The sequence below is a fragment of the Bradyrhizobium sp. S3.12.5 genome (genome assembly GCF_040548225.1).
GTDB lineage: Bacteria > Pseudomonadota > Alphaproteobacteria > Rhizobiales > Xanthobacteraceae > Bradyrhizobium > Bradyrhizobium cytisi.
Genome location: NZ_JBEPRF010000005.1, coordinates 126,552 through 150,404, shown reverse-complemented (window position 1 = coordinate 150,404; position 23,853 = coordinate 126,552). Strand labels below are relative to the sequence as shown.

General features: G+C 64.4%; 22 protein-coding genes and 1 pseudogene. 14 read left to right on the top strand and 9 right to left on the bottom strand.

Translation table 11 applies throughout. From position 1 onward, the window contains the following. Window positions 1-107 precede the first annotated feature (107 nt). The 3 genes from ABIC09_RS08650 (at window position 108) to ABIC09_RS08640 (ending at window position 2,542) form a co-directional block, all read left to right on the top strand. Window positions 108-1,475, top strand: a complete 1,368-nt coding sequence (locus ABIC09_RS08650) for a sensor histidine kinase (protein WP_354109007.1) — start codon at window positions 108-110, stop codon at window positions 1,473-1,475. A gap of 7 nt (window positions 1,476-1,482) precedes the next feature. After that, window positions 1,483-2,133: a response regulator gene (locus tag ABIC09_RS08645; protein ID WP_148751491.1), complete on the top strand. Its 651-nt coding sequence runs from the start codon at window positions 1,483-1,485 to the stop codon at window positions 2,131-2,133. Between the two features lie 100 nt (window positions 2,134-2,233). Continuing rightward, a complete protein-coding gene (locus tag ABIC09_RS08640; RefSeq protein ID WP_354109006.1) occupies window positions 2,234-2,542 on the top strand; it encodes a hypothetical protein in 309 nt (102 codons plus the stop codon). A gap of 11 nt (window positions 2,543-2,553) precedes the next feature. On the opposite strand, the gene ABIC09_RS08635 is transcribed toward ABIC09_RS08640, so the two are convergent. Beyond that, entirely contained in the window at window positions 2,554-3,141 is a 588-nt protein-coding gene (locus tag ABIC09_RS08635; RefSeq protein ID WP_354033286.1) for a TetR/AcrR family transcriptional regulator, read from the bottom strand. Window positions 3,142-3,751: 610 nt separating this feature from the next. On the opposite strand from ABIC09_RS08635, the gene ABIC09_RS08630 reads away from it, so the two are divergent. Then, window positions 3,752-4,924, top strand: a complete 1,173-nt coding sequence (locus ABIC09_RS08630) for a M20 aminoacylase family protein (protein ID WP_354109005.1) — start codon at window positions 3,752-3,754, stop codon at window positions 4,922-4,924. Window positions 4,925-5,033: 109 nt separating this feature from the next. On the opposite strand, the gene ABIC09_RS08625 is transcribed toward ABIC09_RS08630, so the two are convergent. Further along, window positions 5,034-6,359, bottom strand: coding sequence for an LVIVD repeat-containing protein (locus tag ABIC09_RS08625; protein ID WP_354083887.1), 1,326 nt, complete (start codon window positions 6,357-6,359; stop codon window positions 5,034-5,036). Between the two features lie 145 nt (window positions 6,360-6,504). Continuing rightward, complete coding sequence (locus tag ABIC09_RS08620; RefSeq protein WP_502917658.1) at window positions 6,505-8,358, bottom strand: ATP-binding protein; 1,854 nt, start codon at window positions 8,356-8,358, stop codon at window positions 6,505-6,507. Window positions 8,359-8,586: 228 nt separating this feature from the next. On the opposite strand from ABIC09_RS08620, the gene ABIC09_RS08615 reads away from it, so the two are divergent. Continuing rightward, the gene (locus ABIC09_RS08615; RefSeq protein WP_354033282.1) at window positions 8,587-9,930 is read left to right on the top strand and encodes an ABC transporter substrate-binding protein; all 1,344 of its coding nucleotides are present in this window, start codon (window positions 8,587-8,589) and stop codon (window positions 9,928-9,930) included. Between the two features lie 48 nt (window positions 9,931-9,978). On the opposite strand, the gene ABIC09_RS08610 is transcribed toward ABIC09_RS08615, so the two are convergent. Beyond that, window positions 9,979-11,886, bottom strand: coding sequence for an acyl-CoA synthetase (locus tag ABIC09_RS08610; RefSeq protein ID WP_354109003.1), 1,908 nt, complete (start codon window positions 11,884-11,886; stop codon window positions 9,979-9,981). 247 nt (window positions 11,887-12,133) lie between these two features. On the opposite strand from ABIC09_RS08610, the gene ABIC09_RS08605 reads away from it, so the two are divergent. Continuing rightward, a complete protein-coding gene (locus tag ABIC09_RS08605) occupies window positions 12,134-13,228 on the top strand; it encodes a SecDF P1 head subdomain-containing protein (protein WP_354109002.1) in 1,095 nt (364 codons plus the stop codon). 281 nt (window positions 13,229-13,509) lie between these two features. Then, window positions 13,510-14,316: a Crp/Fnr family transcriptional regulator gene (locus ABIC09_RS08600; protein ID WP_187434868.1), complete on the top strand. Its 807-nt coding sequence runs from the start codon at window positions 13,510-13,512 to the stop codon at window positions 14,314-14,316. Window positions 14,317-14,323: 7 nt separating this feature from the next. On the opposite strand, the gene ABIC09_RS08595 is transcribed toward ABIC09_RS08600, so the two are convergent. After that, entirely contained in the window at window positions 14,324-14,965 is a 642-nt protein-coding gene (locus ABIC09_RS08595) for a glutathione S-transferase family protein (protein WP_354109001.1), read from the bottom strand. A 168-nt stretch (window positions 14,966-15,133) separates the two neighbouring features. Further along, window positions 15,134-15,685 carry a cytochrome b gene (locus ABIC09_RS08590; RefSeq protein WP_354109000.1) on the bottom strand — a complete coding sequence of 184 codons (552 nt, stop codon included), beginning with the start codon at window positions 15,683-15,685 and terminating at the stop codon, window positions 15,134-15,136. Window positions 15,686-15,855: 170 nt separating this feature from the next. On the opposite strand from ABIC09_RS08590, the gene murI reads away from it, so the two are divergent. The 7 genes and pseudogenes from murI to ABIC09_RS08555 all read left to right on the top strand — a co-directional run bounded on the left by murI (window position 15,856) and on the right by ABIC09_RS08555 (window position 20,706). Continuing rightward, entirely contained in the window at window positions 15,856-16,653 is a 798-nt protein-coding gene (murI, locus tag ABIC09_RS08585; protein WP_354108999.1) for a glutamate racemase, read from the top strand. Between the two features lie 59 nt (window positions 16,654-16,712). After that, window positions 16,713-17,486, top strand: a complete 774-nt coding sequence (locus ABIC09_RS08580) for an HpcH/HpaI aldolase family protein (RefSeq protein WP_354033276.1) — start codon at window positions 16,713-16,715, stop codon at window positions 17,484-17,486. A gap of 38 nt (window positions 17,487-17,524) precedes the next feature. Continuing rightward, window positions 17,525-17,620, top strand: a pseudogene (locus ABIC09_RS08575) (cupin domain-containing protein); the annotation flags it as partial. Between the two features lie 116 nt (window positions 17,621-17,736). After that, complete coding sequence (locus ABIC09_RS08570) at window positions 17,737-18,504, top strand: acyltransferase (protein ID WP_354083894.1); 768 nt, start codon at window positions 17,737-17,739, stop codon at window positions 18,502-18,504. A gap of 198 nt (window positions 18,505-18,702) precedes the next feature. Further along, window positions 18,703-19,320: a 30S ribosomal protein S4 gene (gene rpsD / locus ABIC09_RS08565; protein WP_148751477.1), complete on the top strand. Its 618-nt coding sequence runs from the start codon at window positions 18,703-18,705 to the stop codon at window positions 19,318-19,320. Window positions 19,321-19,389: 69 nt separating this feature from the next. Further along, complete coding sequence (locus ABIC09_RS08560; protein WP_148751476.1) at window positions 19,390-19,605, top strand: hypothetical protein; 216 nt, start codon at window positions 19,390-19,392, stop codon at window positions 19,603-19,605. A 33-nt stretch (window positions 19,606-19,638) separates the two neighbouring features. Then, complete coding sequence (locus ABIC09_RS08555; protein ID WP_354109127.1) at window positions 19,639-20,706, top strand: threonine aldolase family protein; 1,068 nt, start codon at window positions 19,639-19,641, stop codon at window positions 20,704-20,706. Here the strand turns inward: ABIC09_RS08555 and ABIC09_RS08550 are convergent. From ABIC09_RS08550 to ABIC09_RS08540, 3 genes are read right to left on the bottom strand one after another with little or no spacing between them, the layout of a single operon-like run. After that, entirely contained in the window at window positions 20,703-21,965 is a 1,263-nt protein-coding gene (locus ABIC09_RS08550) for a serine hydrolase domain-containing protein (protein ID WP_354108998.1), read from the bottom strand. The two genes, ABIC09_RS08555 and ABIC09_RS08550, sit on opposite strands and share 4 nt — an antisense overlap. Before the next feature lies 1 nt (window position 21,966). Then, window positions 21,967-23,253, bottom strand: coding sequence for a serine hydrolase domain-containing protein (locus ABIC09_RS08545; RefSeq protein WP_354108997.1), 1,287 nt, complete (start codon window positions 23,251-23,253; stop codon window positions 21,967-21,969). 46 nt (window positions 23,254-23,299) lie between these two features. Continuing rightward, window positions 23,300-23,851 carry an O-acetyl-ADP-ribose deacetylase gene (locus ABIC09_RS08540; RefSeq protein ID WP_354033273.1) on the bottom strand — a complete coding sequence of 184 codons (552 nt, stop codon included), beginning with the start codon at window positions 23,849-23,851 and terminating at the stop codon, window positions 23,300-23,302. Between the last annotated feature and the right edge of the window lie 2 nt (window positions 23,852-23,853).

Sequence of the window (23,853 nt, the reverse complement as noted above, 5' to 3'; positions counted from 1 at the left end):
AATCCGGCTTGGGAAATTTGCCCGAGCCGCGCTCCGGCCCAAACCCTGCAATTGGCAAGGCGCGGCGACGTTGTTAGGCTGAGCTTACCAAACTTTGGGGTGATCGCATGCGCCTCGTGCTTCAGCTTGTCGCCCGCCTGCTCCTCATCGTTGCGCTCTGCCTGGGCGCCGCGACCATATGGGCCACGTTCGATGCCTATCGCAGCATCGACCGGGCGACTGCGGCCTCCGCGCAGCGGGTCGCGCAGGCGCTTCAGGCACTGTACTGGCATGAGCTCTTGCTGCGCAGCAGCAGAATGCGCGAGCATCTCGTGCCGGTTCCGGAGTGGCGGACGCTGGAGACGATGAAGCTGATCTCGCCCGGCGTCTGCGTCGAGTTCCAGCCGGCGACCGCATTCGAAAAGCCACTGTGCGGCCAGAGCCAGGGCATCGGCAGGGCGCCGCCGCGCTGGTTCGCGTCGATCGTGCCGACCTTCCTCGGCAGCCACGCCGAGGTGGTGCGGCCGGTCAGCCCGCGCGCCGCTGCCGCCGGAACGGTCGTCGCGACGCCGGACGAAGCAGCCGCAATCTTGCTCGCCTGGGAGTACATCCTCAACGTGATCGACGTCGCGCTGCTGATGGCGGCGGCGATCGCGCTGCTCGCTTCGCTTGCGATCGCACACACGCTGGCTCCGGCGCGCGCCATCGTGACGGCCCTGCAACGCATGGCGCGCGGCCAGTACCGCACCAAGCTGCCGCGCTTCCGCTCCATGGAGCTTGGGATGATCGGCGGCGCCGTCGAGAAACTCGGCAGCCGGCTGGAAGAATCCGTCGAACAACGCGCGGCGCTGACGCGGCGCCTGATCGAGATCCGCGACGACGAACGTCGCGCGCTCGCCCGCGAGCTGCACGACGAGTTCGGACAAAATCTTTCTGCCATCCTGGCTTTCGCCAACACGATCGAGACCGCGAGTACGAGAGACAAGGATCATGGCATCGCGCAGGACGCGCGCATGATCTCGCAGGCCACGCACCATCTGATGGCCTCGCTGCGCGATGCGCTGAAACGCCTGCGCAATCCCCTGCCCGAGGAGCTCGGGCTGGAAGCGAGCCTCGTCAACCTCGTCGACAGCTGGCGCTCGCAGAGCGCGACGCAGCCGACGATCCAGCTCGACCTCAAGGGCGACCTCACCGACATCAGCGGTCCGGCCGCCACAACCGCCTATCGCGTCGCCCAGGAATGCCTGACCAATGCGCTGCGCCACGGTGCGGCCCGCGAGATCTCGTTACACGTCGAGCGGTGCGCGGGCGAGGACGATGCGCTTCTGATCCGCGTCGAGGACGACGGCGGCGGCGATGCGGCATGCGTGGCGCGGTCGACCGGCTTCGGCCTCACGGGCGTCCGCGAGCGCGTGACAGCAGCCGGCGGTTCGCTGTCGATCCTGCCCGCGAGGCACGGCCTCAGCGTCGCCGCGACGATCCCGCTGGCTGCATGAGACGGCCATGAGCGAGGTCGCAGCAACAGGCATATCGGTGCTGCTGGTCGACGACCATCCGATCGTCCGCCAAGGCTATCGGCGCGTGCTGGAGAGCCAGGGCGATCTCCACGTCGTGGCGGAAGCCGACAACGCCGCGGATGCCTATGGCGCCTTCAAGACGCATGATCCCGACGTCGTCGTGATGGACATCTCGATGCCCGGTGCCAGCGGCCTCGAGGCGATCCGCAACATCCGCGCGCGCAATCCGCGGGCGCGGATCCTCGTCTTCACCATGCACAACGAGGCCGTGCTGGTGAAAGCCGCGTTCAGTGCCGGCGCTTCCGGCTTCGTCACCAAGAGCAGCGCCCCCTCCGCCGTCGTCAACGCCATCCGCAGCGTCGCCCGCGGCGAGCGGGCCATGAGCGACGACATCGCGCATGTGCTGGCCGAGGACAGCCTGTCGACAGGCTCGGCGCTGGATCAGCTGGGCGAGCGCGAGATCGAGATTTTGCGCCAGTTCGCCGGCGGCGCCACCACCGAAGAGATCGCGACGCATCTCAATCTCAGCGTCAAGACGGTCCAGAATTATCACTACTTGATCAAGACCAAGACTGGCACACGCACGGATGCGCAGCTCGTCCGGCTGGCGGCAGCTTGCGGGCTGACGAAGATCTAGCAGCGGGACTGCCGGATTTCCGGGTCCTTCAATCTGCTGAACGCAATGGAACGCAGGCCATCCAACCCCGGTTAGTAGCGGAGCGGAGGAGTAACACGCCATGAGTAAAGTTCATCACAAGGCAGTTGACCATCCCACCGTCATCACCGTAGGCGAGCTGATCGACCAGCTTTGCCGCTTGCCGGACACGGCTGTTGTCCAGTTCCGCTGTCCTATGCTCGATCAGGAGCTGACATTCTACCGCCTCCGAAAGCAGTCGAAGGACGTCGTCGAGATCGCGGTCAGTGCATATCCGGAGAGCCCGCCGGTCGTCCCGTCGTCCGACGGCACATTCCACCCGCGAAGGCACGCCACATCCTCGTCCGCGCCCCGCAACGGCGGAGCGCTTCAAGCCAAGAGGGTAAGCTAGGAGGAGCGCTTCTAGGCCGCCTTCAGCCCACGCAGCAACAGGGCGAGCGTCGCATCGACGCGCGCGGGCAGCTCGGCATCCTTCCATTCGTCGGCATGGGCCGGATGGTGGAAGCGGCAGGTCGCATCGAACAGGGCACGTGCGGTGGTCTTGACGTCGGTCACTTCGAACACGCCCTGCTTCACGCCATCGGACAGGATCGCTGCGATCTGGTCGATCATGGTGTCCTTGTGACACTTGACCGCCGCGCAGGCCTCGCGGGCCAGCGTCAGATAGGTCTCGAACATCTCGGGGTCCTCGAGCACGCGTGAACGCTTGGCCGCGAACAGCGTGCGAAGCCAGCGGTCGAGCCGCGCCGGCGCAGGGCCCTGCTCCTCGGCGATGGCCAGGAGCGGCGCGTCAATACGGTCGAGCCAGCGCTTGGCTACGGCCTCACGCAGCGAGGCCTTGCTCGGGAAATGGCGATAGACGCTGCCGTGGCTCACATCGAGCGCACGGGCAACGTCGACCACTGTGGCCTTGGCAAGTCCGTAGCGCCGCAAGACGTCCTCGGTGACTTCGAGGATTCGCTCCGGCGTCAAGATAACGGCTTCGTTCATGCCAGCACCATATTCCCCGTTCAGGGTCCAGTTACCCGGCGATGGATGCTTACCGAAGCGCCCACACCGGTCGGTTCGGAAAGCTCTCGCTTTAATGAGGCAGTTTTGCAGCCTGCGCCGCGATCTGGCGCGCTACCAGTAAATTGAGCCAATGCCCAATCGTCCCGGTGAGATTGATGATTTCGGTCGTCATTGTCGCAAGTCTCCAATCATTGGCGATCCCCATTATTCAATTTCGACCCTCGATCCTCATTTGTTGGGACTCTGGGCTTCCGGGATGCCGCCAGACGCCCAATCGGAGCGTCCGAGAACGGATATACATCTCTCTCTGACAGATTTCAATATCTGTCAGTCAATGATCCGTGATTGACAGTTAATATTTGCGGGTCGCCCTGCCAGCCGACCCAGCCCGGGCCGCCGGCCGCGTCGGAGGCCGAAAACATCCATCATCCCCCGCCACCTTGCCGTACCGTTTGTTTGGCCCTCCCCCTCTGCCAAATCACGGCGTAAAAAGCATTTTGACCGGCGCCACCCCCTAAAGTCGCCGCCCACCTCCCCGGCGGGTTACCCTGCGCTCACCCGCCCTACGAAGAAGAAACGGATCCTCCCCATGCCCATCGTCAACCGCATCGCCGCCCTCTCCGACGAAATGGCCGCCTGGCGCCATGACTTCCACGAGAATCCGGAGCTGCTCTACGAAGTCCACCGCACCGCCGGCATCGTCGCCGACAAGCTTCGCGAGTTCGGCTGCGACGAGGTGGTCACGGGGATCGGCCGCACCGGCGTGGTCGGCGTGATCCGCGGCCGCAAGTCCGGCTCCGGGAAGGCTATCGGCCTGCGCGCCGACATGGACGCGCTGCCGATCGTGGAAACCGCCGATGTGCCCTACGCCTCGAAGATCCCGGGCAAGATGCACGCCTGCGGCCATGACGGCCACACCGCGATGCTGCTGGGCGCCGCAAAGTACCTCGCCGAGACGCGCAATTTCGACGGCACGGCGGTCGTGATCTTCCAGCCCGCCGAGGAAGGTGGCGGCGGCGGCAAGGCCATGGTCGAGGACGGGCTGATGACGCGCTGGAACATCGACCAAGTCTACGGCATGCACAACATGCCGGGCCTCGCCGAGGGGCATTTCGCGACCACGCCCGGTCCGCTGCTCGCCTCTTCCGACAACATCCGCATCACCGTGCACGGCAAGGGCGGCCATGCCGGCGCCACCCCGCACCAGGCGATCGACAGCGTCCTGATCGGCTCGCAGATCGTCAACGCGCTGCAATCGATCGTCGCGCGCAACGTCGATCCGCTGAAATCGGCGGTGATCTCGGTCACGCAATTCCACGCCGGCACCGCCTTCAACATCATCCCCGAGACCGCCGAGCTCAGCGGCACCGTGCGCACGCTCGATCCCGACGTACGTGATCTCGTCGAGCGCCGGATCGGCGAAGTCGCCGAAAGCGTCGCGCGCGCCTATGGCGGCTCGGCGGAAACGAAATATACGCGGATGTATCCGGTGACCTTCAATCATGCGCGCGAAGCCGGCGTCGCCGCCGACGTCGCCCGCGACATCGTCGGTGCCGACCGCGTCAACGACAAAATCATTCCGATGATGGGCGCGGAGGATTTCTCGTTCATGCTCGAAGAGCGGCCCGGCGCAATGGTGCTGGTCGGCATGGGTGACAGCCCGGCGTGCCACCACCCGGCCTACGTCTTCAACGACAACATCCTCGGCCACGGCGCATCGTTCTGGGTGCGCCTGATCGAAACCGCGATGCCGGTGGGGTAGCGTCGGTCTCGTAGGGTGGGCAAAGCGCAAGCGTGCCCACCACTGTGCTCCGCTGCGAATGGTGGGCACGGCGCTTCGCGCCTTTGCCCACCCTACGACTACCTGCTTCTCACCCCTGATATTGCAGCACGTGCATGCCGGCGTTCCAGTCGCTGACGAACATCATGCCGTCGGGCCGGACATAGGCGTCACAGGTCTTCGCCGCGAGCGCGACGTTCGGGCGAGGGTCGACGAGCTTGTTCGGCGTCGGCGGCACCCAGTACGCGATCTCCTTCGGCGCAAAGGCATCCCTGACATCGAACACTCTCACGCCGGCATTGTTATAGGTCGCGAAAATCGTCTCCTCGCTCTGGAATGAGCCCGGACGGTTCTCGTGCAGATTATGCGGGCCGAAGGTACCGTTCGTGCAGAAATCGCGGTCGCGCGGCGTCGGCAGGGTTGCGATCGGCACCGGGTTTTCCGGCGCGCGGACGTCGAGCACGAATGTATGGAACAGGCCCTTGGCGCATTGATCCGCGTTCGCTTCATCCGCGACGATCGCAAGCTGACGCTTCGGCAGCGGCAGCGGCGTGTGCGTGCCGCCGGCAAAGGGCGGCGACCAGTTGATGTGGGACAGCAGTTTTGGATTTGTGGGATCGCTGATGTCGTGGATGGTGAAGCCACCATCGCGCCAGGCGGCATAGCCGCGATCACCCGCCGTGATCATGTGATGGAGCGCGAAGCGCTTGCCCTTCGGCGTCGCCGGCTCGCCGGCCGCGCGGTTCATGCCCGGCAGCCACCATTTTGCGACGATCTCCGGCTTGGTGATGGTCTTGAGGTCGACCACGCAGAGGATGTGGTCGGTGAATCCATCGAAATGCGCCGACACATAGGCATAGCGGCCGCCCGGCCACCAGAGACGGTTGATGCCAAAGCCGGGTATTTCGAGGAATGCGATCTCGCGCATCTTGCCGGGTTTGGAGATGTCGTGAATGGAGAGGCCCGAGCGGAATTTCTTCGCCTTGGTGATGCTGTCGACCAGCGTGTTCTCGAAATAGCCGCGCATATTGTCGTAGGACTGCATCGCGACGATATTGGCGCCGTTTGCAAGCAGCAGCATGTCTTCGGCCACCTGGAGATGGTGGGTGCGGGTGTATTGTCCCGCCGTGAAGAAATTGACCGGCTTCAGCGCACGCGGATCGGAGGCGTCCAAAATCGTCACGCCGTCGCTGAACATGTGCCCGACATAGATGTGCTGCCGGTTTAACATCACCTGGACGCTGTCGGGCCGTCCGCCGATGTCGCTGTAGGAGATGTGCTGGATGCCCTTACCGATGCCTTCAGGGGGAATATCCGGCTCTGCAGCCCGCGCCTGGCTCGACCACCCGGAGAGCGCAGCGGCTCCGAACACGCCCGACAATTGTTGAAGGTGGCGGCGGCGAGAGACTTGGCACATCGGTTTCCCCCAGTGTTTTTTTGGGGATGATGCGCGCTCGTGGCGAGGCATGCAAGCCTTGCGCGCTCCTACGCCTGCACGACCTCGTGCATCACTAACGGCGCGAGCAGCGTGTGCACCTTGAACACGCGCACCGCGGAGCCCATCATCGGACCACCGAGCGTAGGCCCATCGGCTCACCCGCGCTCATCGCGCGAGATGCGGTCTGGTCTGACGCGAGAGGCAGGGTGAACTGGAAGACGGCGCCCCGAGGCTCGTTTGGGCCGGCCCACATCCGCCCGCCATGCGCCTCGATGATCGAGCGGCAGATGGCCAGGCCCATCCCCATACCTGTGGGCTTGGTGGTGTAGAAGGCGTCGAACAGGCGCTCCATGTTCTGCGGATCCAGCCCCGGACCGGAATCCCGCAAGGTGACGTGCACGCCGTCCGATCCATCTCTGCCGGTGCTGATCAGCAACTCGCGTCCTCCCTCGCCGACCGCGGCCATCGCCTCGATCGCGTTGACGATCAGGTTGAGCACCACTTGCTGAAGTTGAACCCGATCTGCCTGAATGGGTGGCAAGCCCTCGTCAAATTGCGTTCGCACCGAGACGCCGTTCTTGAACGCTTCACTGCGTGTCAGCGCGATGACCTCAAGCACCGCCTGGTTGATCTCCAGATTCTCCTTTTGCGGGGGAGCATTCCTGATGAGCGCCCGGATCCGACCGATGATGTCGCCGGCTCGCATGCCGTCATTGGTGATCCAGTCGAGCGTCTGTCGCACCCGCTCCGTATTTGGCGGTTGAGTCTCCAACCAGTTCAACCCGGCCTCGGCGTTCGCCACGATCGCGGCGATCGGCTGGTTGACTTCATGGGCGATCGAAGCGGTGAGTTGCCCCATCGTAGTGACGCGATTGGCGTGCGCGAGCTCCATCAAGGCTTCACGGTAGCGCCGCTCGTGTTCGCGGCCTTCGGCTTCAGCCCGCTTGAGAGCCGTCAGATCGAGGACAAAGCCGACGCCATTATCCGTACCTTCTCCAAACATGGTCCCGCCGATCAGCACCGGCACACGGCTTCCGTCCTTCCGCACATACTCCTTCTCGAATGGGTGGGCCGTCCCGACCCGCTTCAATTCCGCCACGGTCTGCAAGTCGCGGTCGCGCCATTCCGGCGGTGTGAGATCGGTCCGATGCAAGCGTCCTGAGGCGAGATCCTCCCGGTCGTATCCCACGATGCGCAGGAACGCATCATTCGCCTCGAGAATGCGCCCCTGGACTTCCCAGATGATGATGCCGATGATGTTGGCATCGAACAGGCGCCTGATCTTGATATCTCGTGCTGCAAGATCACTCTGGAGCTGGATGTTCTCCTCGGTCGCCTTTCTCCGCCGCTTCGCTTCGAGCCGCGCGAGCGCCAGCGCCGCTCCGGCCAGCGCGACGACGAGGACAACGGCGCCGGCGATCAGCCAGGTCCAGCGTCGCTCGAATGCTTCGGCACGCGCCTCCCGGTTGGCGAGCCGAAAGCGCTCGTGATCCACCATCTGGTCGATTTGCGAGCGGATCTCGTCCATGCTGCGGATCATTGCCAACGCGGCCTGCCCGGACGTGCCGGCCGTCTTCAGCAGCTCGTCGATCTCGCGCAGCGTGGCTGCAACTGTCAGTGCCAGATGTCCGGCCCGAAGGCCCTGCAACGGATCGTCCGCGACCAGCGTCTGCAGCGCCTGAGCTTCCCGTCGTACACTTTCGTCAGAGACGCCGTAGGCCTTGAGATAGGCGGGGTCGAGGGTCATGAGATACCCGCGCCTTTCGGTCTCGAGCTCCGCGACGATCGCCCGCAGCCGATCGAGCGTTTCGAGTACCTGGCGGCTATGCTCGGTGAAGTGATGAGCTGCTTGCCGCTCCTGCCAATATTGCAGGCCAAGGAAGCCGGTCGCGACAAACAGGGTCAAAAGCACTGCGACCGCAAGGATCAGCGGACGAGCAAACCACCGCAGATAATAGCCCGGAGCAAGGACTGACATTGGCCGTGGATCTTCGACGCGCGTCGGACCGGAGCGTTGCTGGAACGATAGCATGGGCGGTCCGCGCAGGTGAGGGGAACCAGCCATTCGCGACGCATGCTCCACTGGCGCCGAAATCCGCCAGTTGGCGGAGCACAATGTCACGGGTGACGTCTCCCTTGTTGTAATTGACTGCCCGCAATTAGGAGCGCCAACATGGTGCCAGCCGGAAACTCAGGGAGCGGTGGGGTGCCAACCAGCCGTCGGAGCTTCGTCAAGGGATTGGGCGCGGCGGGAGCCGTCTTACCGGCAGTCGGGCTGTTGCCAGGGCGGGGCCTGGCGGAGGATGCCCCCCCGGCCGATGCCGGCGCCGCGATCGACTGGAAGCAATTTGCGGGACAGACGGTCGCGCTTTCGGGCGCGATCCATCCGTGGTCGAATGCGATCACGCCGCTGTTGCCGGAGTTCACCATACTCACCGGCATCAATGTCACCATCGATTTCCAACTGGAAACCACGTATCTCGGCGCGCTGCCGATCAGGCTCGCCCGCGGCAGCAGCACGCCTGACGTCTTCATGTTCACGACCTATGGCCAGGGCATCTCGAATGGATGGCTGGAGCCGCTGAACGGCTATTATTCCCAGAAGTCGCTGACCGATCCCGCCTGGTACGACGAGAGCGACCTGCTCAAGACGGCCCGAGCCTTCCCGCTGTGGTCGGACGGCGAACGGTACGCCGTTCCGATTACCTCAGAGGCGATGACCCTGTTCATCAACCGAGATGCGATGGCAGCGAAGGATCTGCCTGTTCCCCAGACTTTCGAAGAGCTGCTTGCCACCGCCAAGACGGTCAAGGCCAACGGGATCTCGGGGATCGCCATGCGGGCCCAGGCCGGCGGCAATTCCTCCCCGCCGGCCATGGGCTTCGTGTTCTCCTACGGTGGGGCCATGGTCGAGCACAACAGGGTCGCCTTCGCGAGCCCGGAGGCGATCGCGGCCGTCGAGATGTACGGTCAGCTGCTCAGTCAGGCCGGGCCTGCCGGCGTTGGCAGCTATGAGTGGTACAACGTGCTGGATGACTTCCTCCAGGGACGGACGGCCATGGCCATCGACAGCAGCAACTTTGCGACCGACATCTCCAATCCTGCGAAAAGCCGTGTCGCTAAGCAGGCCGGCTTTGCAAGCTTTCCGCATCTCGCCGGTCGCGAACCCGTTCCCTTCATGTCGCACTGGCAGGCGTGCATCAATTCCAAATCCCGAAACAAGCGCGCGGCTTTCCTGTTCCTGCTCTGGGCGACGAGCAAGGCGACCTCGCTGCGGACTGCTGCAGCGGGACTGGCGACGACGCGCGTGTCGGCCTGGTCGAGCGAGGGCTTCAAGAAGGCGTTCGGCTCGCAAGCCGCCGAGGCGGCGTTGACCAATCTGCAGAATGCCGATGTCGACCGTGCCAAGGCGATCCTTTTCCATGCGCAATCGCGACCGATCCTGGACGCCTTCATGATCGGCGTGAATGAAGTGGTCAACGGGGCAAAACCGGCGAAGGATGCGATGACGGGCGCGGCCGAAAGGGCCAACGCGGCGATCCGCGGCTAGTGGCGAGGCATTGTCCAATCGGAAGTGTTGGGGCATGCACGGCCGCACTTAGCCGAATACCACCTCGTGCCGCATCACGAATGGTGCAAGCAGCGTGTGCACCTCGCCGGCAACGATTTCGCGCTGGTCCGCCGGAAGCCCCGCAAGCGTGACGGTTGCGATCGAGCCGTGGCTGCCATGGGCGCCGACCTTCACCTTGCAGTCGATGCCGCGCGCGATCAGCGGCGCCAGCACCTTGGTGAACACGCGCTGCGCCGCATCCCAGCGCAGTTGCGGCTTGAACACCTTGCCGACGCCGGTCACCGGCATCGGGTCGATCGGGATGACCTGCACCGGAACGGCGGCGCGCTCCGGCGTGCGCTCGCGCACCCACGACTCGAGCTCGCCGGGCTCGACGGACGCGCCGGGCTTCAACTGCACATAGCCCACAGGCAGTTCGCCGGCATAAGCGTCGGGCTGGCCGACCACCGCGGCAAAGCCGACGGCGGGATGTCGGAACATGATCTCCTCGATCGGCGCCGGATCGATGTTGTGACCGCCGCGGATCACGAGGTCCTTGGCGCGGCCTGTGATCCAGAGATAGCCATCGGCATCGAGCCGGCCGAGATCGCCGGAATTGACCCAGACCTCGTCGACAAAAGCCCCCTTGTTGTGGGCGTCGTTGAGATAGCCGCCGAACACGCCGGGCCCGGCCATGATGACGACGCCGATCTCGTGCGGCTTGCAGTCGCGGATCAGGCGGCCATCGGCGTCGAGCTGCACGATGCGCACCCGCGAATAAGGCATGGGCAGGCCGACCGAGCCGAGCCGGATCGGCCGTGACGGATAGGCGAGCGTGTGCACGCTCGAGGTCTCGGTCATGCCGTAGACCTCGACCACCGGCAGCTTGAGCTTTTCCTGGATTGCCGAGCCGACCGCAACCGGGATAGCCGAGCCGCCGCCGGCTGCATATTTCAGGCTGGAGATGTCGGCATTGCCGGGCGGCACCGCGAGCGTAGCGGCGAGCACCGTCGGCACGCTCGACAGCGCCTCCGGCTTGAAGCGCTCAACCAGGCCCCAGATGTTCTTCACCGCGTTCGGATTGCGCCAGCCGCTCGGCGACAGCACGACCAGCGAGCCGCCGCTCGACAGCGTCAACAAGACTTGCGTCAACGATCCGCCGACATGGAACAGCGGCATGCCGAACAGGAGGTTGGAGCCCGGCTTCGGCTTCAGCAGCAGATTGAGCGCCCAGGCTTGATAGACCTGATTGGCATGGGTGTGCCGCACCAGCTTCGGCGTGCCGGTGGTGCCGCCGGTGTGGAAATACGCCGCGATGTCGCGGCCCGCGATCTTGCGCCCGCTGACAAGCCGGTCGGACGGCTGCTGCTTGATCAGGTCGTTGAACGCAAAAATTCCGTTGGTGGGATCGCCGCCGCCGGCCACCTGCACGATCGCCTTGAGGTGCTTGAGCTGCGGGCGGATCTGCTCGACCTTCTGCCAGATGTCGGTGCCCGGCATCGGCCCGAGTGCCACCAGGATTTTCGTGTTGGCCGCTTCCAGAATCTCCGCGATCTGGTGCGGCTCGAGCAGCGGGTTGACGGGATTGGCGATGCCGGCAGCCTCCGCACCGAACAGCGTCACGAAGGCATCGGGCAGCAGCGGCAACATGAAACTGATAACGTCGCCCTTTTCCGCGCCGAGCGCGTGAAACATGTTGGCGGCTTGCGTCGCGCGCGCGATGAAATCGCGGAAGGTGACCACGAGCGGCGTATCGGCCGGATCGGAATTTTGCAGAAACTGGATCGCCGCCCCGTCGGGGTTGCGCGCAGCCCCGAGCTTGATCGCATCATAGGTGCTCTCGGCCGCGACACGGTCCGCGTAAGGGACCTGCTCGAAGGCCCGGACCTCCTCGTCCGTCAAAAGCTCCGGATAGTCGTTGCCGATGAGCCGATCGAGCGCGTGGATGCCCGCCATGGAATTCCGTCCTCCCTCAGATGCATCTCCTCGCCCCTGTCTTTTGACATTTGGTTTGGCAAGGCCTCGACCGATTGGCCGGCCGAGCGCCGACAGCATGATGGATGATTTGGCGTTCGTCCATGACCTAACGGCTACTGTCGTAGCACTGGGGTGCGCGGCGTTTGAACCTCCGTGCCCGATCCGGGGACCAAGAACATGGGTCGGATTCGCCTGCCAGCGTCCTGCCGCAAGACTTGAGGTGATCATGACCACGCCACCGCGGGGCCGCGCCGCACGGCCGATCGTCGCACTCGCCATGACGTCGGCGATCATCGCAGCGGCGATCGTCCTGCCTCGCGCCGCGCTCGCCGATGACCAGTTCGACAAGATGCGCGCCAAGATCACGGCCTTCGTCGGCGACAAGATGGAAAAGCAGGGCGGGTCGCGCATCATCTACAGGGTGGACAGCTCCGCCCTGCGCGAGAGCGTCGTCACGGATCTGCGCGACGACGTCTACAAGAACCTGCACGACGGCCATATCGCCTTCTCCAATCTTGCGATCCGCGACGGCGGCGTCGACGTCAAGATCGCGGACGCCAAAGGCCGCGATCAGCTCGCGCGCAAGCTCGCCGCAGCCGCGGACGGACTGCCCTCGCATGCGCTCGCCGTGACTGACGGCGGCAACGGAGCGGTCAGGCTCGCGCCGACCGATGCCGCATCCGTTGCACGGCTGAATGAACTCGTCGAAGAGTCCATCGCCATGATCGAGCAGCGCCTCAAGGATTCCGGCGTCAAGCTTGCCAGTGTCGCCCCTGACGGGACCGACCGCATCCGCATCTTTCTGCCTGGCGTGACCGAACCCGAGCACATCACCGCGATCTTCGCCCGGAAGGTCAAGGTCAGCTTCCGCCTGATCGATGCCTCGATGTCACCGGAGCAGGCGCAATCCGGCACGCCGCCCGAAGGCTCGGAAGTCCTGCTCGGCTTCAAGGACAAGCAGCCCTATCTGGTCGCCAAGGACAGTGTGCTCGACGGCGAGGACATCAACTACGCGGCGCCCGGCTTTGCAGCCGGCACCAAGGACCCGGTCGCCTCGTTCCGCTTCAACGGACGCGGCACGCGGCGCCTCGCCCACGTAACGGAAGAGGACGTCGGCAGATCCTTCGCCATCGTGCTCGACGACAAGGTGATCTCCGCCCCCGTGATCCGCGAGCCCATCACCGGCGGCTCGGTCCAGATCTCCGGTAATTTCACCCTCGAGGAGGCCAACAGCGTCGCCATGCTGCTCCGCGCCGGCGCGCTGCCCGGGCACCTCACGCTCGTCGAGCAGCAGGTCATCCAGCCGACCGCCAAGCCCTGAGGCGGAGATAGCCCCGCGCCCCCGCCGCCAGGGCGCCCAAGTCCGTCCAAAGTCCGTCCAAAGTCCGTTCACGACACCCCAAGCCCGCGCCCCGGTGGCACCGAATCACGGGCCGCACCGAGGTCATACGCGCAACCAACGGGCAATTGCCGAAATGCCCGTTCAGGCTAAAATTTGCCTCTTGCAGCATGACGGCCGAAGGCTTCATTCAATCCGTCGTCATTCGATTTCGGCTATACGAATACCAAGCAGGACAGAAAGCCTTACGCAGGGATAGTACCATGCCGTCCGGCAGTGCAGACATTTCCTCGATCCTCGACCGCATTCTCGACGCGGCCACGGACAATCTGAGGATCGCGAAGATCCTGGTCCAGATGGGCCTCGATCCCAACAACGTCACCTACGACGCAATCTTCAACCGGCTGCTCGAGATCTTCGTCCACAACATCACGCTGGCCAACATGTTCGCCGCAGTCGGCGCCGGCTTCTTCGTCGCCACCCTGCTGATGCGGACGATGGTGCCGCTCCGCGTCGCCAACATGGTCGGCTGCGCCTTCTTCGCCATCTTCGGCGCGCTCTCGGCCAATGTCTCGACGTTCCTGCTGTATCTGCTGCTGCTTCCGATCAACGCCTTGCGCCTGCGGCAGATGCTCAAGCTGGTCAAGAAGGCGCGCCATGCGGCCGAAGGCGACATGTCGATCGAGTGGCTCAAGCCGTTCATGACCGAGCGCAAATATCGCCACGGCGACACGCTCTTCAAGCTGGGCGATCCGGCCAAGGAGATGCTCCTCACGGTCACCGGCAAGTTCCTGGTCAAGGAGATCAATGTCGAGATCGGGCCCGGCGCGCTGATGGGTGAGCTCGGCTTCCTCACGCCGGACAACCGGCGCACCGGAACGATCGAATGCACCGAAGACGGCCAGGTGCTGACGATCACCTATGACCGCCTGCTCGAGATCTACTTTCAGGATCCGCAATTCGGCTACTACTTCCTGGTGCTGACCAGCCAGCGCCTGCTGCAAAACATCGATCGCCTGCAGAAGCAGCTGGCCGCAGCACAGGCGGCGACCACGAACAGGATCGCCTGATCACCGCTCAGCTCAGCAGCAGCGCCATGCCGGGATCGCCCTTCTCCATCGCGCGCCGGTACGCCGGACGCGCGCCGATGCGGCCGAGATATTTGACCAGGTTCGGGCAGCGCGCGAGATCGTAGGGCTGGAAATAGCGCATCGTGGTGAGCGAGAAACCCATCATGATGTCGGCCGTGGTGAAGCTGCTGCCCGCCAGATATTCCGCATCGCGCACGCGCGTATCGACCAGGTCGAATGCGCGATCGACCCGCGCTTTGGTCGCGACCAGCATCGGATTGTCCTCTGCGAGCTTGAGCCGGTTCAGCAGCATCAGGCGGCCCATGCCGGCTTGCAGCGTGCCATTGGCGAAGTGAAACCAGTACAGGAATTGCGCGAAGTCGGGCGCGTCCGGGCCAAGCACGAGGCGGCCCTTGCCGTATTTGACCATGATGTAGTCGACGATGGCGCCGGATTCGGCGAGCACGAGATCACCGTCGACGATGACGGGCGCCGCCCCGATCGGATGCAGCGCCTTGTAGTCGGGCGGCGCCAGCATGGTGACGGAATCGCGCGCATAGCGCTTCAGCTCATAGGGGATCTCGAGCTCCTCGCAGAGCCAGACGATGCGTTCGGACTGCGATTTGCCGAGATGGTGAACGGTGAGCATGGGCATTTCCTGTGCAGATGACTCCGGCGATTGCGCCGCGAGTGTTTGTCGTGACGTTGCATCATACTCCGTCATTGCGAGCGCAGCGAAGCAATCCAGACTGCCACCGCGGAAAAGATTCTGGATTGCTTCGCTGCGCTCGCAATGACGATATGGAGAGACCGTCCCCTACCCCGCCTCGTCGGTCACCATGCGCGCCACGACGCGGTCGCGGCGGACGAAGTGGTGCCAGAGGGCTGCGATCACGTGGATCGCGATCAGGGCCAGCAACACATAGGCAAAAAAGATGTGGCGGTCCTCATAGGCGCCCGCCGCCGCTTTGTCCGGAGAGGTGAATTGCGGCACGTTGAACAGGCCGAAGAAGTCCGAATAATTGGGCGTGCGCGCGCCCGAGTGTGCCCAGCCCAGCATCGCGACCAGGATGACGACGAGATAGAGTGCGCCATGGCTGACACGGGCCGCGATCTTCTGCCAGCGCCAGGTCTCGGCCGGCAGCGCCGGCGTCGGGTTGAGGGCGCGCCAGACGATCCGCAGCACCGTGAGCAGCAGGATCACATAGCCGATGTCGGCATGGATCGAGCGATAGAAGAACTTATCGGCGCGCGCCGGAATGTGGTTCATCCACCAGCCGAAGCCGATCATGCCGAGGATCGCCAGCGCCAAGCCCCAGTGAAGCCACCGGGCAACGCTCCCCCAGCCGGTCCTCGTGTTTCTGATCATGTCGATTCCCGAAAATTTGCGGATGTCCCAACCGCAGCGCAGCACGGCTGCAAATAGCGGGAACGTGCGGCAAAGGTGAAATTGAATCGTTCCAAACCGGACGCCAGCCGCCCCCCGCCGCAAAACCGCCCAAAAACCCAATGGTAACCATGACGGGCTAGGGTGGTGACGTGACCAATTCTCCGACGATCCTGGTATTCGATTCCGGCCTTGGCGGCCTCACCGTGCTGCGCGAGGTCGTGGCCGTGCGCCCCGAGGCGCATTACGTCTATGTCGCCGACGACGCCTTCTTCCCCTATGGCCATCACAGCGAGGACGAGATCATCGCCCGCGTGGTGCCGCTGATGGGGGAGCTGATCGGCACCCATGATCCTGACCTCGTCGTCATCGCCTGCAACACCGCCTCCACCCTGGTCCTATCGCATCTGCGGGCCGCTTATTCCGTACCGTTCGTCGGCACGGTGCCGGCGATCAAGCCGGCCTGCGCCCGGTCGAAGACCCGCCGCGTCTCGGTGCTCGGCACCAAGGGCACCGTGAAGCGCGAATACACCAAGGCGCTGATCCGCGATTTCGCGCTAGGCTGCGAGGTGACGCTGGTCGGCTCGCCCGAGTTGGCCTCGCTTGCCGAGCGCGAGCTCAGGGGGCAGGCGATCAGCGACGGCGATATCCTCGCCGAGCTCACCCCCTGCTTCGTCGGCGACGCGGCAGACGCGGGTGCACGCACCGACACAATTGTCCTCGCCTGCACGCATTATCCGCTGCTGCTCGACCGGCTGGAGCGGCTGGCGCCCTGGCCGGTCGAATGGATCGATCCTGCACCTGCCATCGCCCGCCGCGTCTCGGATCTGCTCGGCCCGCAAGGTGGGGACATCGTGCAATCCGGCGCCGCGATGATCTTTACGTCGAACCGCGCCCATGGGCTCGGGGCGACCCTGACGCCATTCTTCGGCGGCCGCGCTCTGGCCTGACTTTTCGCGGACACGGCGCGCTGCTAGGCTTCGCCGTTGTCATCGCGCAAGGTCATCACATGCCGGTCCCCGCCACGCCGCTCAATCGCCTCCGCCAATTGTGGAGCGAAGGCCGCCCCGCCTTCGGCGCGATCGCAACGATCCCGAGCGTGCAGACGGTGCAGATCATGGCGCGCTCGCTCGACTGGATCATCGTCGATCTCGAGCACGGCCCGATTGGATTGACCGAAGCGCATGCGATGATTGCCGCGACGACGGGCACGCCGTGCACGCCGCTGGTGCGGATCGCGGCGAACGAGCCGTGGCTTGCGAAAGCGCCGATGGACATCGGCGCCTTCGGCATCAATTTCCCGATGATCACGAACCGCAGCGAGGCGGAGAAGGCGGTGCGCAGCGTGCGCTACCCGCCGCGCGGCGACCGGCTCTGGGGTCCGTTCCACGCGCCGTTCCGCTGGGGCCAGACGATGCCGGACTACATGGCGTCAGCCGACGACGAAATGCTCTGCATGATCACCATCGAGCATGTCGACGCCGTCAACCGCATCGACGAGATCATGGCGACGCCGGGCATCGACGTCGCCGTCATCGGCCCCGGCGATCTCGCGACCTCCATCAACAAGCGCGGACAGATGGACGATCCCGAGCTGCTCGAGCTGGTCGCCCGCGCGGAAGCCGGCATCCTCAGAAGCGGCGTGCCGATCGGCGGCGTGGCGCGCACCGCAGACCAGGCCAACGCCCTGGTCGATCGCGGCTACCGCGCGATCGCGCTCGGCTTCGACTGGTCGCTGTTCCAGCGCGGCATCATGGCGGCGTTCGACGGGATCAAGCGCTGAACAGGCCGAAGGTCGCGCTATCGATGGCCAGGTGTCGTGTGTATGACACCCCAGCCAAAGGCGACAAATCATTGAAAGTGCTTGGAGTTTACGTCGTCGACAAGACCAGGCCGCTGGCCTCGCCAGCGCCTTGATCGGGCCGAACCGATCTGCCCAAAGCGGGTTGGTTCGTGCTAGAGCAAGCGGCGAACGGGCGCCCCCTCGCCGCCCCCAAGTCAATCCCCTGTCAGTCCGCGGGAACCGGAGAACGATGCGCGGTCAACCCAAGAACATTTCACTGCCGCGCCGCCTGATTATCGACCTCATGCGCGCCTCGATGGGCGTGCCGTTCGTCTCATTGTCCCGCTCGCTCAATATTCGACCCCTGCTGGAGGCCCGCGCGAGCGCGGTGGCGCCGGTCGGCTGGGCCGCGATGTTCGTCAAGGCCTTCGCCCTGGTCGCCAAGGACGAGCCGGTGCTGCGCACCGTCTATGCCAAATGGCCCTGGCCATCGCTCTACGAGCTGCCGAAGAGCGTGGCGCTGGTGGCCGTCGCCCGGGTCGAGAACGGCGAGGAATGCGTGATGCCGCAGCGGATCGCGGCCCCGGAGGCCATGGCGCTGGCCGCAGTCGACGCCGAGATCCGGCGCGCCAAGACCGCGCCGATCGACGACGTCCCGATGTTCCGCAAGATCATGCGGGCGACCCGCCTGCCGCTGCCGCTGCGGCGGCTGTCCTGGGCGGTGGGCTTAAATTTCGGCCGGCAGCGGGGCAATTGGTTCGGCAGTTTCGCGGTGAGCTCGGTGGCCGCCTATGGCGGCGGCGAGCTCCATCCTGTGACGCCTGGCCCGTTCATCGTCAGCTATGGCCTGGTCGAGCCCGACCAGACCATCGATGTCGTGATCCGCTGGGATCACCGGGTCACCGACGCCGCCCCGATTGCCCGGGTCCTGACCCGGCTGGAACAGGTGCTGAACACTGAAATCGCTGCCGAATTGCGGGCGGCCGGCTCCAAACCAATCCGGGCTGTCGGAACCTGATTCCAGGGCCATTCGCATTGACAAAGCGGCCCAAACTCTCCTAAAAGCCCCCTGCTCGCGGGCCGATTTCGGCCCGCGAAGCGTTTCGCGACCCGTGGTCCTCTCCCTTAAGCTTTGGGGATCGGACCTGTCAGTGCCGGGCTAGCCCGTCACCCAGGAGGGCGCGTTTCCTCAAACCAAGTACCTGAAGAGGACGCGATGACTAAGCGCAGTGAGGCGAAGTACAAACTCGATCGCCGTATGGGCCAGAACATCTGGGGCCGCCCAAAGAGCCCCGTCAACCGCAGGGAATACGGCCCTGGCCAGCACGGCCAGCGCCGCAAGGGCAAGCTCTCCGATTTCGGCGTGCAGCTGCGCGCCAAGCAGAAGCTGAAGGGCTACTACGCCAACATCAGCGAGCGTCAGTTCCACGGCGTCTATGTCGAGGCGAGCCGCCTCAAGGGCGACACCGGTGAGAACCTGATCGGCCTGCTCGAGCGTCGTCTCGACGCGGTGGTCTACCGCGCCAAGTTCGTCTCGACGATCTTCGCCGCGCGCCAGTTCATCAACCACGGCCACATCAGAGTGAACGGCCGCAAGGTCAACATCTCGAGCTACCAGGTCAAGGTCGGCGACGTGATCGAGGTCAAGGAAGCCTCCAAGCAGCTCGCCCACGTTCTCGAAGCGAGCCAGCTCCCTGAGCGCGACACCCCCGACTATCTCGAAGTCGACCACGGCAAGATGACCGCAAAGTACGTGCGCATCCCCCATCTTTCCGACGTGCCGTTCCCGGTGCAGATGGAGCCCCATCTGGTCGTCGAATTCTATTCGCGCTGATAGACCAACAATTCATCGCTCAAAGGCCCCGGTTTCCGGGGCCTTTTTGTTGTGGTATGGGCAATCTGAATGTCTCAGATCACTGACCAACTCGCCAACATTGGACCGTCGGCAATTCCGACCGAAGCGGAGCGCGAGGTATGGGCCACGTTGTCACGTGACGAGCAGGTCCGCCGATATCAAAAGCTGTTCGCACAGCCCAACTGCAACAACTTCACTTCAGAAACTCCAGACGACATCCTCGCCACCGCGCGGCAACGCGTTGCCCAGCGCGGTCATGGCTGACTATCGTTGTTCGATTAGAGAATGAGACTCGCTATGCTCTACACTCCTCCCCCCATCGATCCCAAGGCGCCGCCGGTGCGCATCAATCTGCTCTCGGACACGCAGACCAGGCCGACGGCTGCGATGCGCGAGGCGATGGCCCGGGCCGAGGTCGGCGACGAGCAGGTCGGCGACGACCCGACCGTGAATGTCCTGTGCGAGCGCGTGGCCGAGCTGATGGGCAAGGAGGCGGCCGTCTACATGCCCTCGGGCACGATGTGCAACGTCACCGCGACGCTGGTGCATTGCCGTCCCGGCGACGAGATCCTTGCGCACGAGACCGCGCACATCATCGCCCGCGAAGGCGGCGCGCATGCCGCGATCGGCGGCTTCCAGGTGACGCAGCTCAAGGGCGCCGACGGCCAGTTCACGCCGGAGACGTTCCGCAAGGCCCTGCATCCGCGCACGCGCTACCAGCCAACCCAGACGGTCGTCAGCGTCGAGCAGACCGCCAATATCGGTGGCGGCACGATCTGGAAGAAGGCCGCGCTCGACGAGATCGTCGCGATCGCCAGGCAACACGGCCTCGTCACCCACATGGACGGTGCGCGCCTGCTCAACGCGACAGTGGCGAGCGGTATCTCGCCGCGTGACATGACCGCGGGTTGGGATTCGGCCTGGATCGATTTCTCCAAGGGCCTGGGGGCGCCGATCGGTGGCGTGCTCGCTGGCTCCCGCGCCTTCATCGACGCAGTGTGGCAGTGGAAGCAGCGCCTCGGCGGCTCGATGCGGCAGGCCGGCGTCTGCGCCGCGGCCTGCATCTACGCACTCGACCATCACGTCGAGCGCCTCGCCGACGATCACGCCAATGCACGAGCTCTGGCCCGCGGCCTGTCGCAGATATCGGGCGTCGAGGTTCAGGAGCCAGAAACCAATCTCGTGTTCTTCAAGCCCGATGGCGCCGGCGTGCCCGGCGACAAGATGGTCGCCGCACTGCGCCAGCGCGGCGTGACGCTCGCGATGATGGACGGCCGCATCCGCGCCTGCACCCATCTCGACGTCGATGCGGGCCAGATCGAGGAAACGATCGGATACGTGAGAGAGATCTTGCGCGGGAGCTAGCGCCCCATCGCCTGATAGATCAGCGTCTTCAGCGCGAGCTGAATCCGGCCGCGCTGCGACGGGGTCTGCACCATGAAAATCCCGAACAGGTCGTCTTCGGGATCGATGAAGAAGAAGGTGCCGCCGACGCCATCCCAGCGATATTCGCCGAGCGGCCACGCGGTGCCCGGCGGCACCGAGGTGCGCACGGCGACGCCGAGACCATAGCCGGAGCTCTCCCCCGGGTAATAGTTCCTGTCGCGTTCGACGCGGGTTTCGGGACCGACGTGATCCGACGCCATCAAGGCGATGGTATCAGGCTTGAGATAGCGCCGGCCTTCATAGCTGCCGCCATTGAGCAGCATCTGCGAGAAGCGCGCATAGTCGCCGACGGTGCCGACGAGGCCGCCGCCGCCCGACTCCCATCTCAGTGGTTTCCTGATATCGCGGACCTGCGTCATCGGACTGATCGCGCGATCCTCCGGCATCGGCTCGGCGATACGCGGCCACTTGGCGGGATCGGCGACATAGAACGCGGTGTCCTTCATTCCGAGAGGATCAAGCAGCCGCTCCCTTGCGAACTGAAACAGCGATTTCCCGGATATCACCTCGATGATGCGGCCGAGCACGTCGGTGGAGTGGCCGTAATCCCAGATCGTGCCGGGCTGTTCGGCGAGCGGCAGTGTGGTGATCTTCGCGACGAGTTCGGCATTGGTCGAATCCTTGTTGGCGAACAGACCGGCATCGGCATACAGCTTGTTCACCAGGCCCCCGCCATAATAGCCGTATGGAATCCCGGCGGTGTGGCGCATCAAATCCTCGATCGTCACCGGACGATTGAGCGGCTCCAGCTCCAGCGAGATCTTGTCGTCCTCGGCCTTCTTCTCGACGCCGACCTTCATGCCGGCAAAGGCCGGAATGTATTTCGAGACGGGATCGTTGATCGCGAGCCTGCCCTCCTCGACCAGCATCATCGCAAGGACAGAGGTGATCGGCTTCGACATCGAATAGAGCCGGAAGATCGTGTCCGCGCTCATCGAGATCTCGGTTGCGACGTCGCGGACGCCGAAATTCTCGTAATAGACCGGCTTGCCGTGCTGCTGGAGCAGCAGGATCGCGCCCGGAAACTTGCCGGTCGCGATCTCGTTCCTGATGTAGTCAGAGACTTTTGAGAGCCCCTCGGGCGTGAGCTTGTGCGCGCGGCCTTCGGAGCCCGCTTGCGCACTGACAAGGCCGAATAAAACGACGAGCGCCGCCATCAGCCCGCGGCGCCCGTGCATGTCAGTTCTCCATGGATTCATAGACGAGTTGCTTCAATGTCCGTTGGATACGCTGGCGCTCAGTCGGGGTCTGTTCAAGCAGCACAAAAAACATGTCCTGCTTGGGGTCGATCACGAAATAGCAGCCGGAGGCGCCGTCCCACTTCAATTCCCCGAGATCGCCGGGCGGCGGCGGTTTTGCGTTGCCGGGATCGGTGCGGACGGCAAGACCGAGTCCGAAGCCGAAACCGTCGCCGGGAAAGTAGAAATAGTCACGACCGACGCCGGAATTCGGGCCGACCTGATCGCTCACCATCTGCTTGAACGTCTCGGGCTTGAGGATGGTCTTGCCGTCGAGGCTGCCGCCGTTGAGCAGCATCTGCGCAAAGCGCTCATAGTCCGCCATGGTCGTCACCATGCCGCCGCTGGCGAACTGGATCTTCTTGACGACCGTCGGATCGTTGATCCGGCCGACCCGGAAATCGCTGTCATTCAGCACCGGCTGCGCCAGCAGCTTCTGCTTCTCGGGATCCGTGACGAGGAAGCCGGTGTCGACCATGCCGAGCGGACCGAGCAGCGTCTCCCGCTCGATATCGAGCAGCGGCTTGCCCGCCGCGACTTCCATCACGCGCGCAAGAATGTCGGTGGAATGGCCGTATTGCCAGAGCGCGCCCGGCTGGTTATGCAGCGGCAGCTTTGCGATGCGCTCGGCGAACTCGGCGAGGTCGAAATCGCCGGCATAGATATTGGCTTCGCGATAGGCCTTGCGGACCAGGCTGTCGCCATAAAAGCCGTAGGTGACGCCCGAGGTGTGCGTCATCAGATCCTTCACCGTCATCGGCCGGTTCGGCGGCACCAGCTCGAGCGACTTGGTGCCGTCCTCGGCCTTCTTCTCGACGCCGACCTTCACATTCGCGAAAGACGGGATGTATTTCGAGACCGGATCGTCGAGCTTGATCTTGCCGTCCTCGAGCATTTTCATCGCGGCCACCGCGGTGATGGCCTTGCTCATCGAGAACAGTCGGAAGATCGTCTTGTCGGTGATCGGCGCCTTGCTGACCACGTCCTGCACGCCGAAGGCTTCGTGGTAGACCGGCTTGCCGTGCTGCTTGATCAGCACGGTTGCACCCGCAATCTTGCCGGTCGCGACCTCGTTCTTGAAGAACTCGGTGACCTTGGCGAGCTTGTCCTGATTGAAATGCGCGCCGGCTGGAATTTCGTAAGTGCCCTCCGCGCGCGCGAGCGACATCGTGCCAAACGAGACGAGCGCGCCGCAAACGAACGCGCGTAGCCCAAAACGTAAAATCATATCCCCTCCCCGGAACATGGCCGGGCGGAGTGTACTGACGGCGTCATCAGGCACAAGGGCTGCCGTGTCGCGCGAGCGCCTCGGCATGGAGTTTGGCGCTTGGCTCGGAGAAGCAGCAGAACACGACCCGACCAACGGATGGCGCGCCGGGCAGCATTTCGACAATCGTGCGGACAGCGATCTCGGCCGCCCGGTCAGCTGGAAAACGATAAATGCCGGTCGAAATCGCGGGGAACGCCACCGAGGTCAGCTTGTGCTTTCCGCACAGCTCCATCGCGCGGCGATAGCAGGAGGCGAGCAGATCGTCCTCGCCGCTTGTGCCGCCGGTCCAGACCGGTCCGACGGTGTGGATCACATGCGCGGCCTTGAGCCGATATCCCTTGGTGATCCTGGCATCGCCGGTGTTGCAGCCATGGAGCGTGCGGCATTCGGCGACGAGCTCGGGTCCGGCCGCCCGATGGATCGCGCCGTCCACGCCGCCCCCGCCAAGGAGCGACGTGTTGGCGGCGTTGACGATGGCGTCAACGCCGAGAGTCGTGATGTCAGCCACGATGATGTCGAGCTGGACGGCGCCGATCCGGCGCGTCAGCACCGTCACGG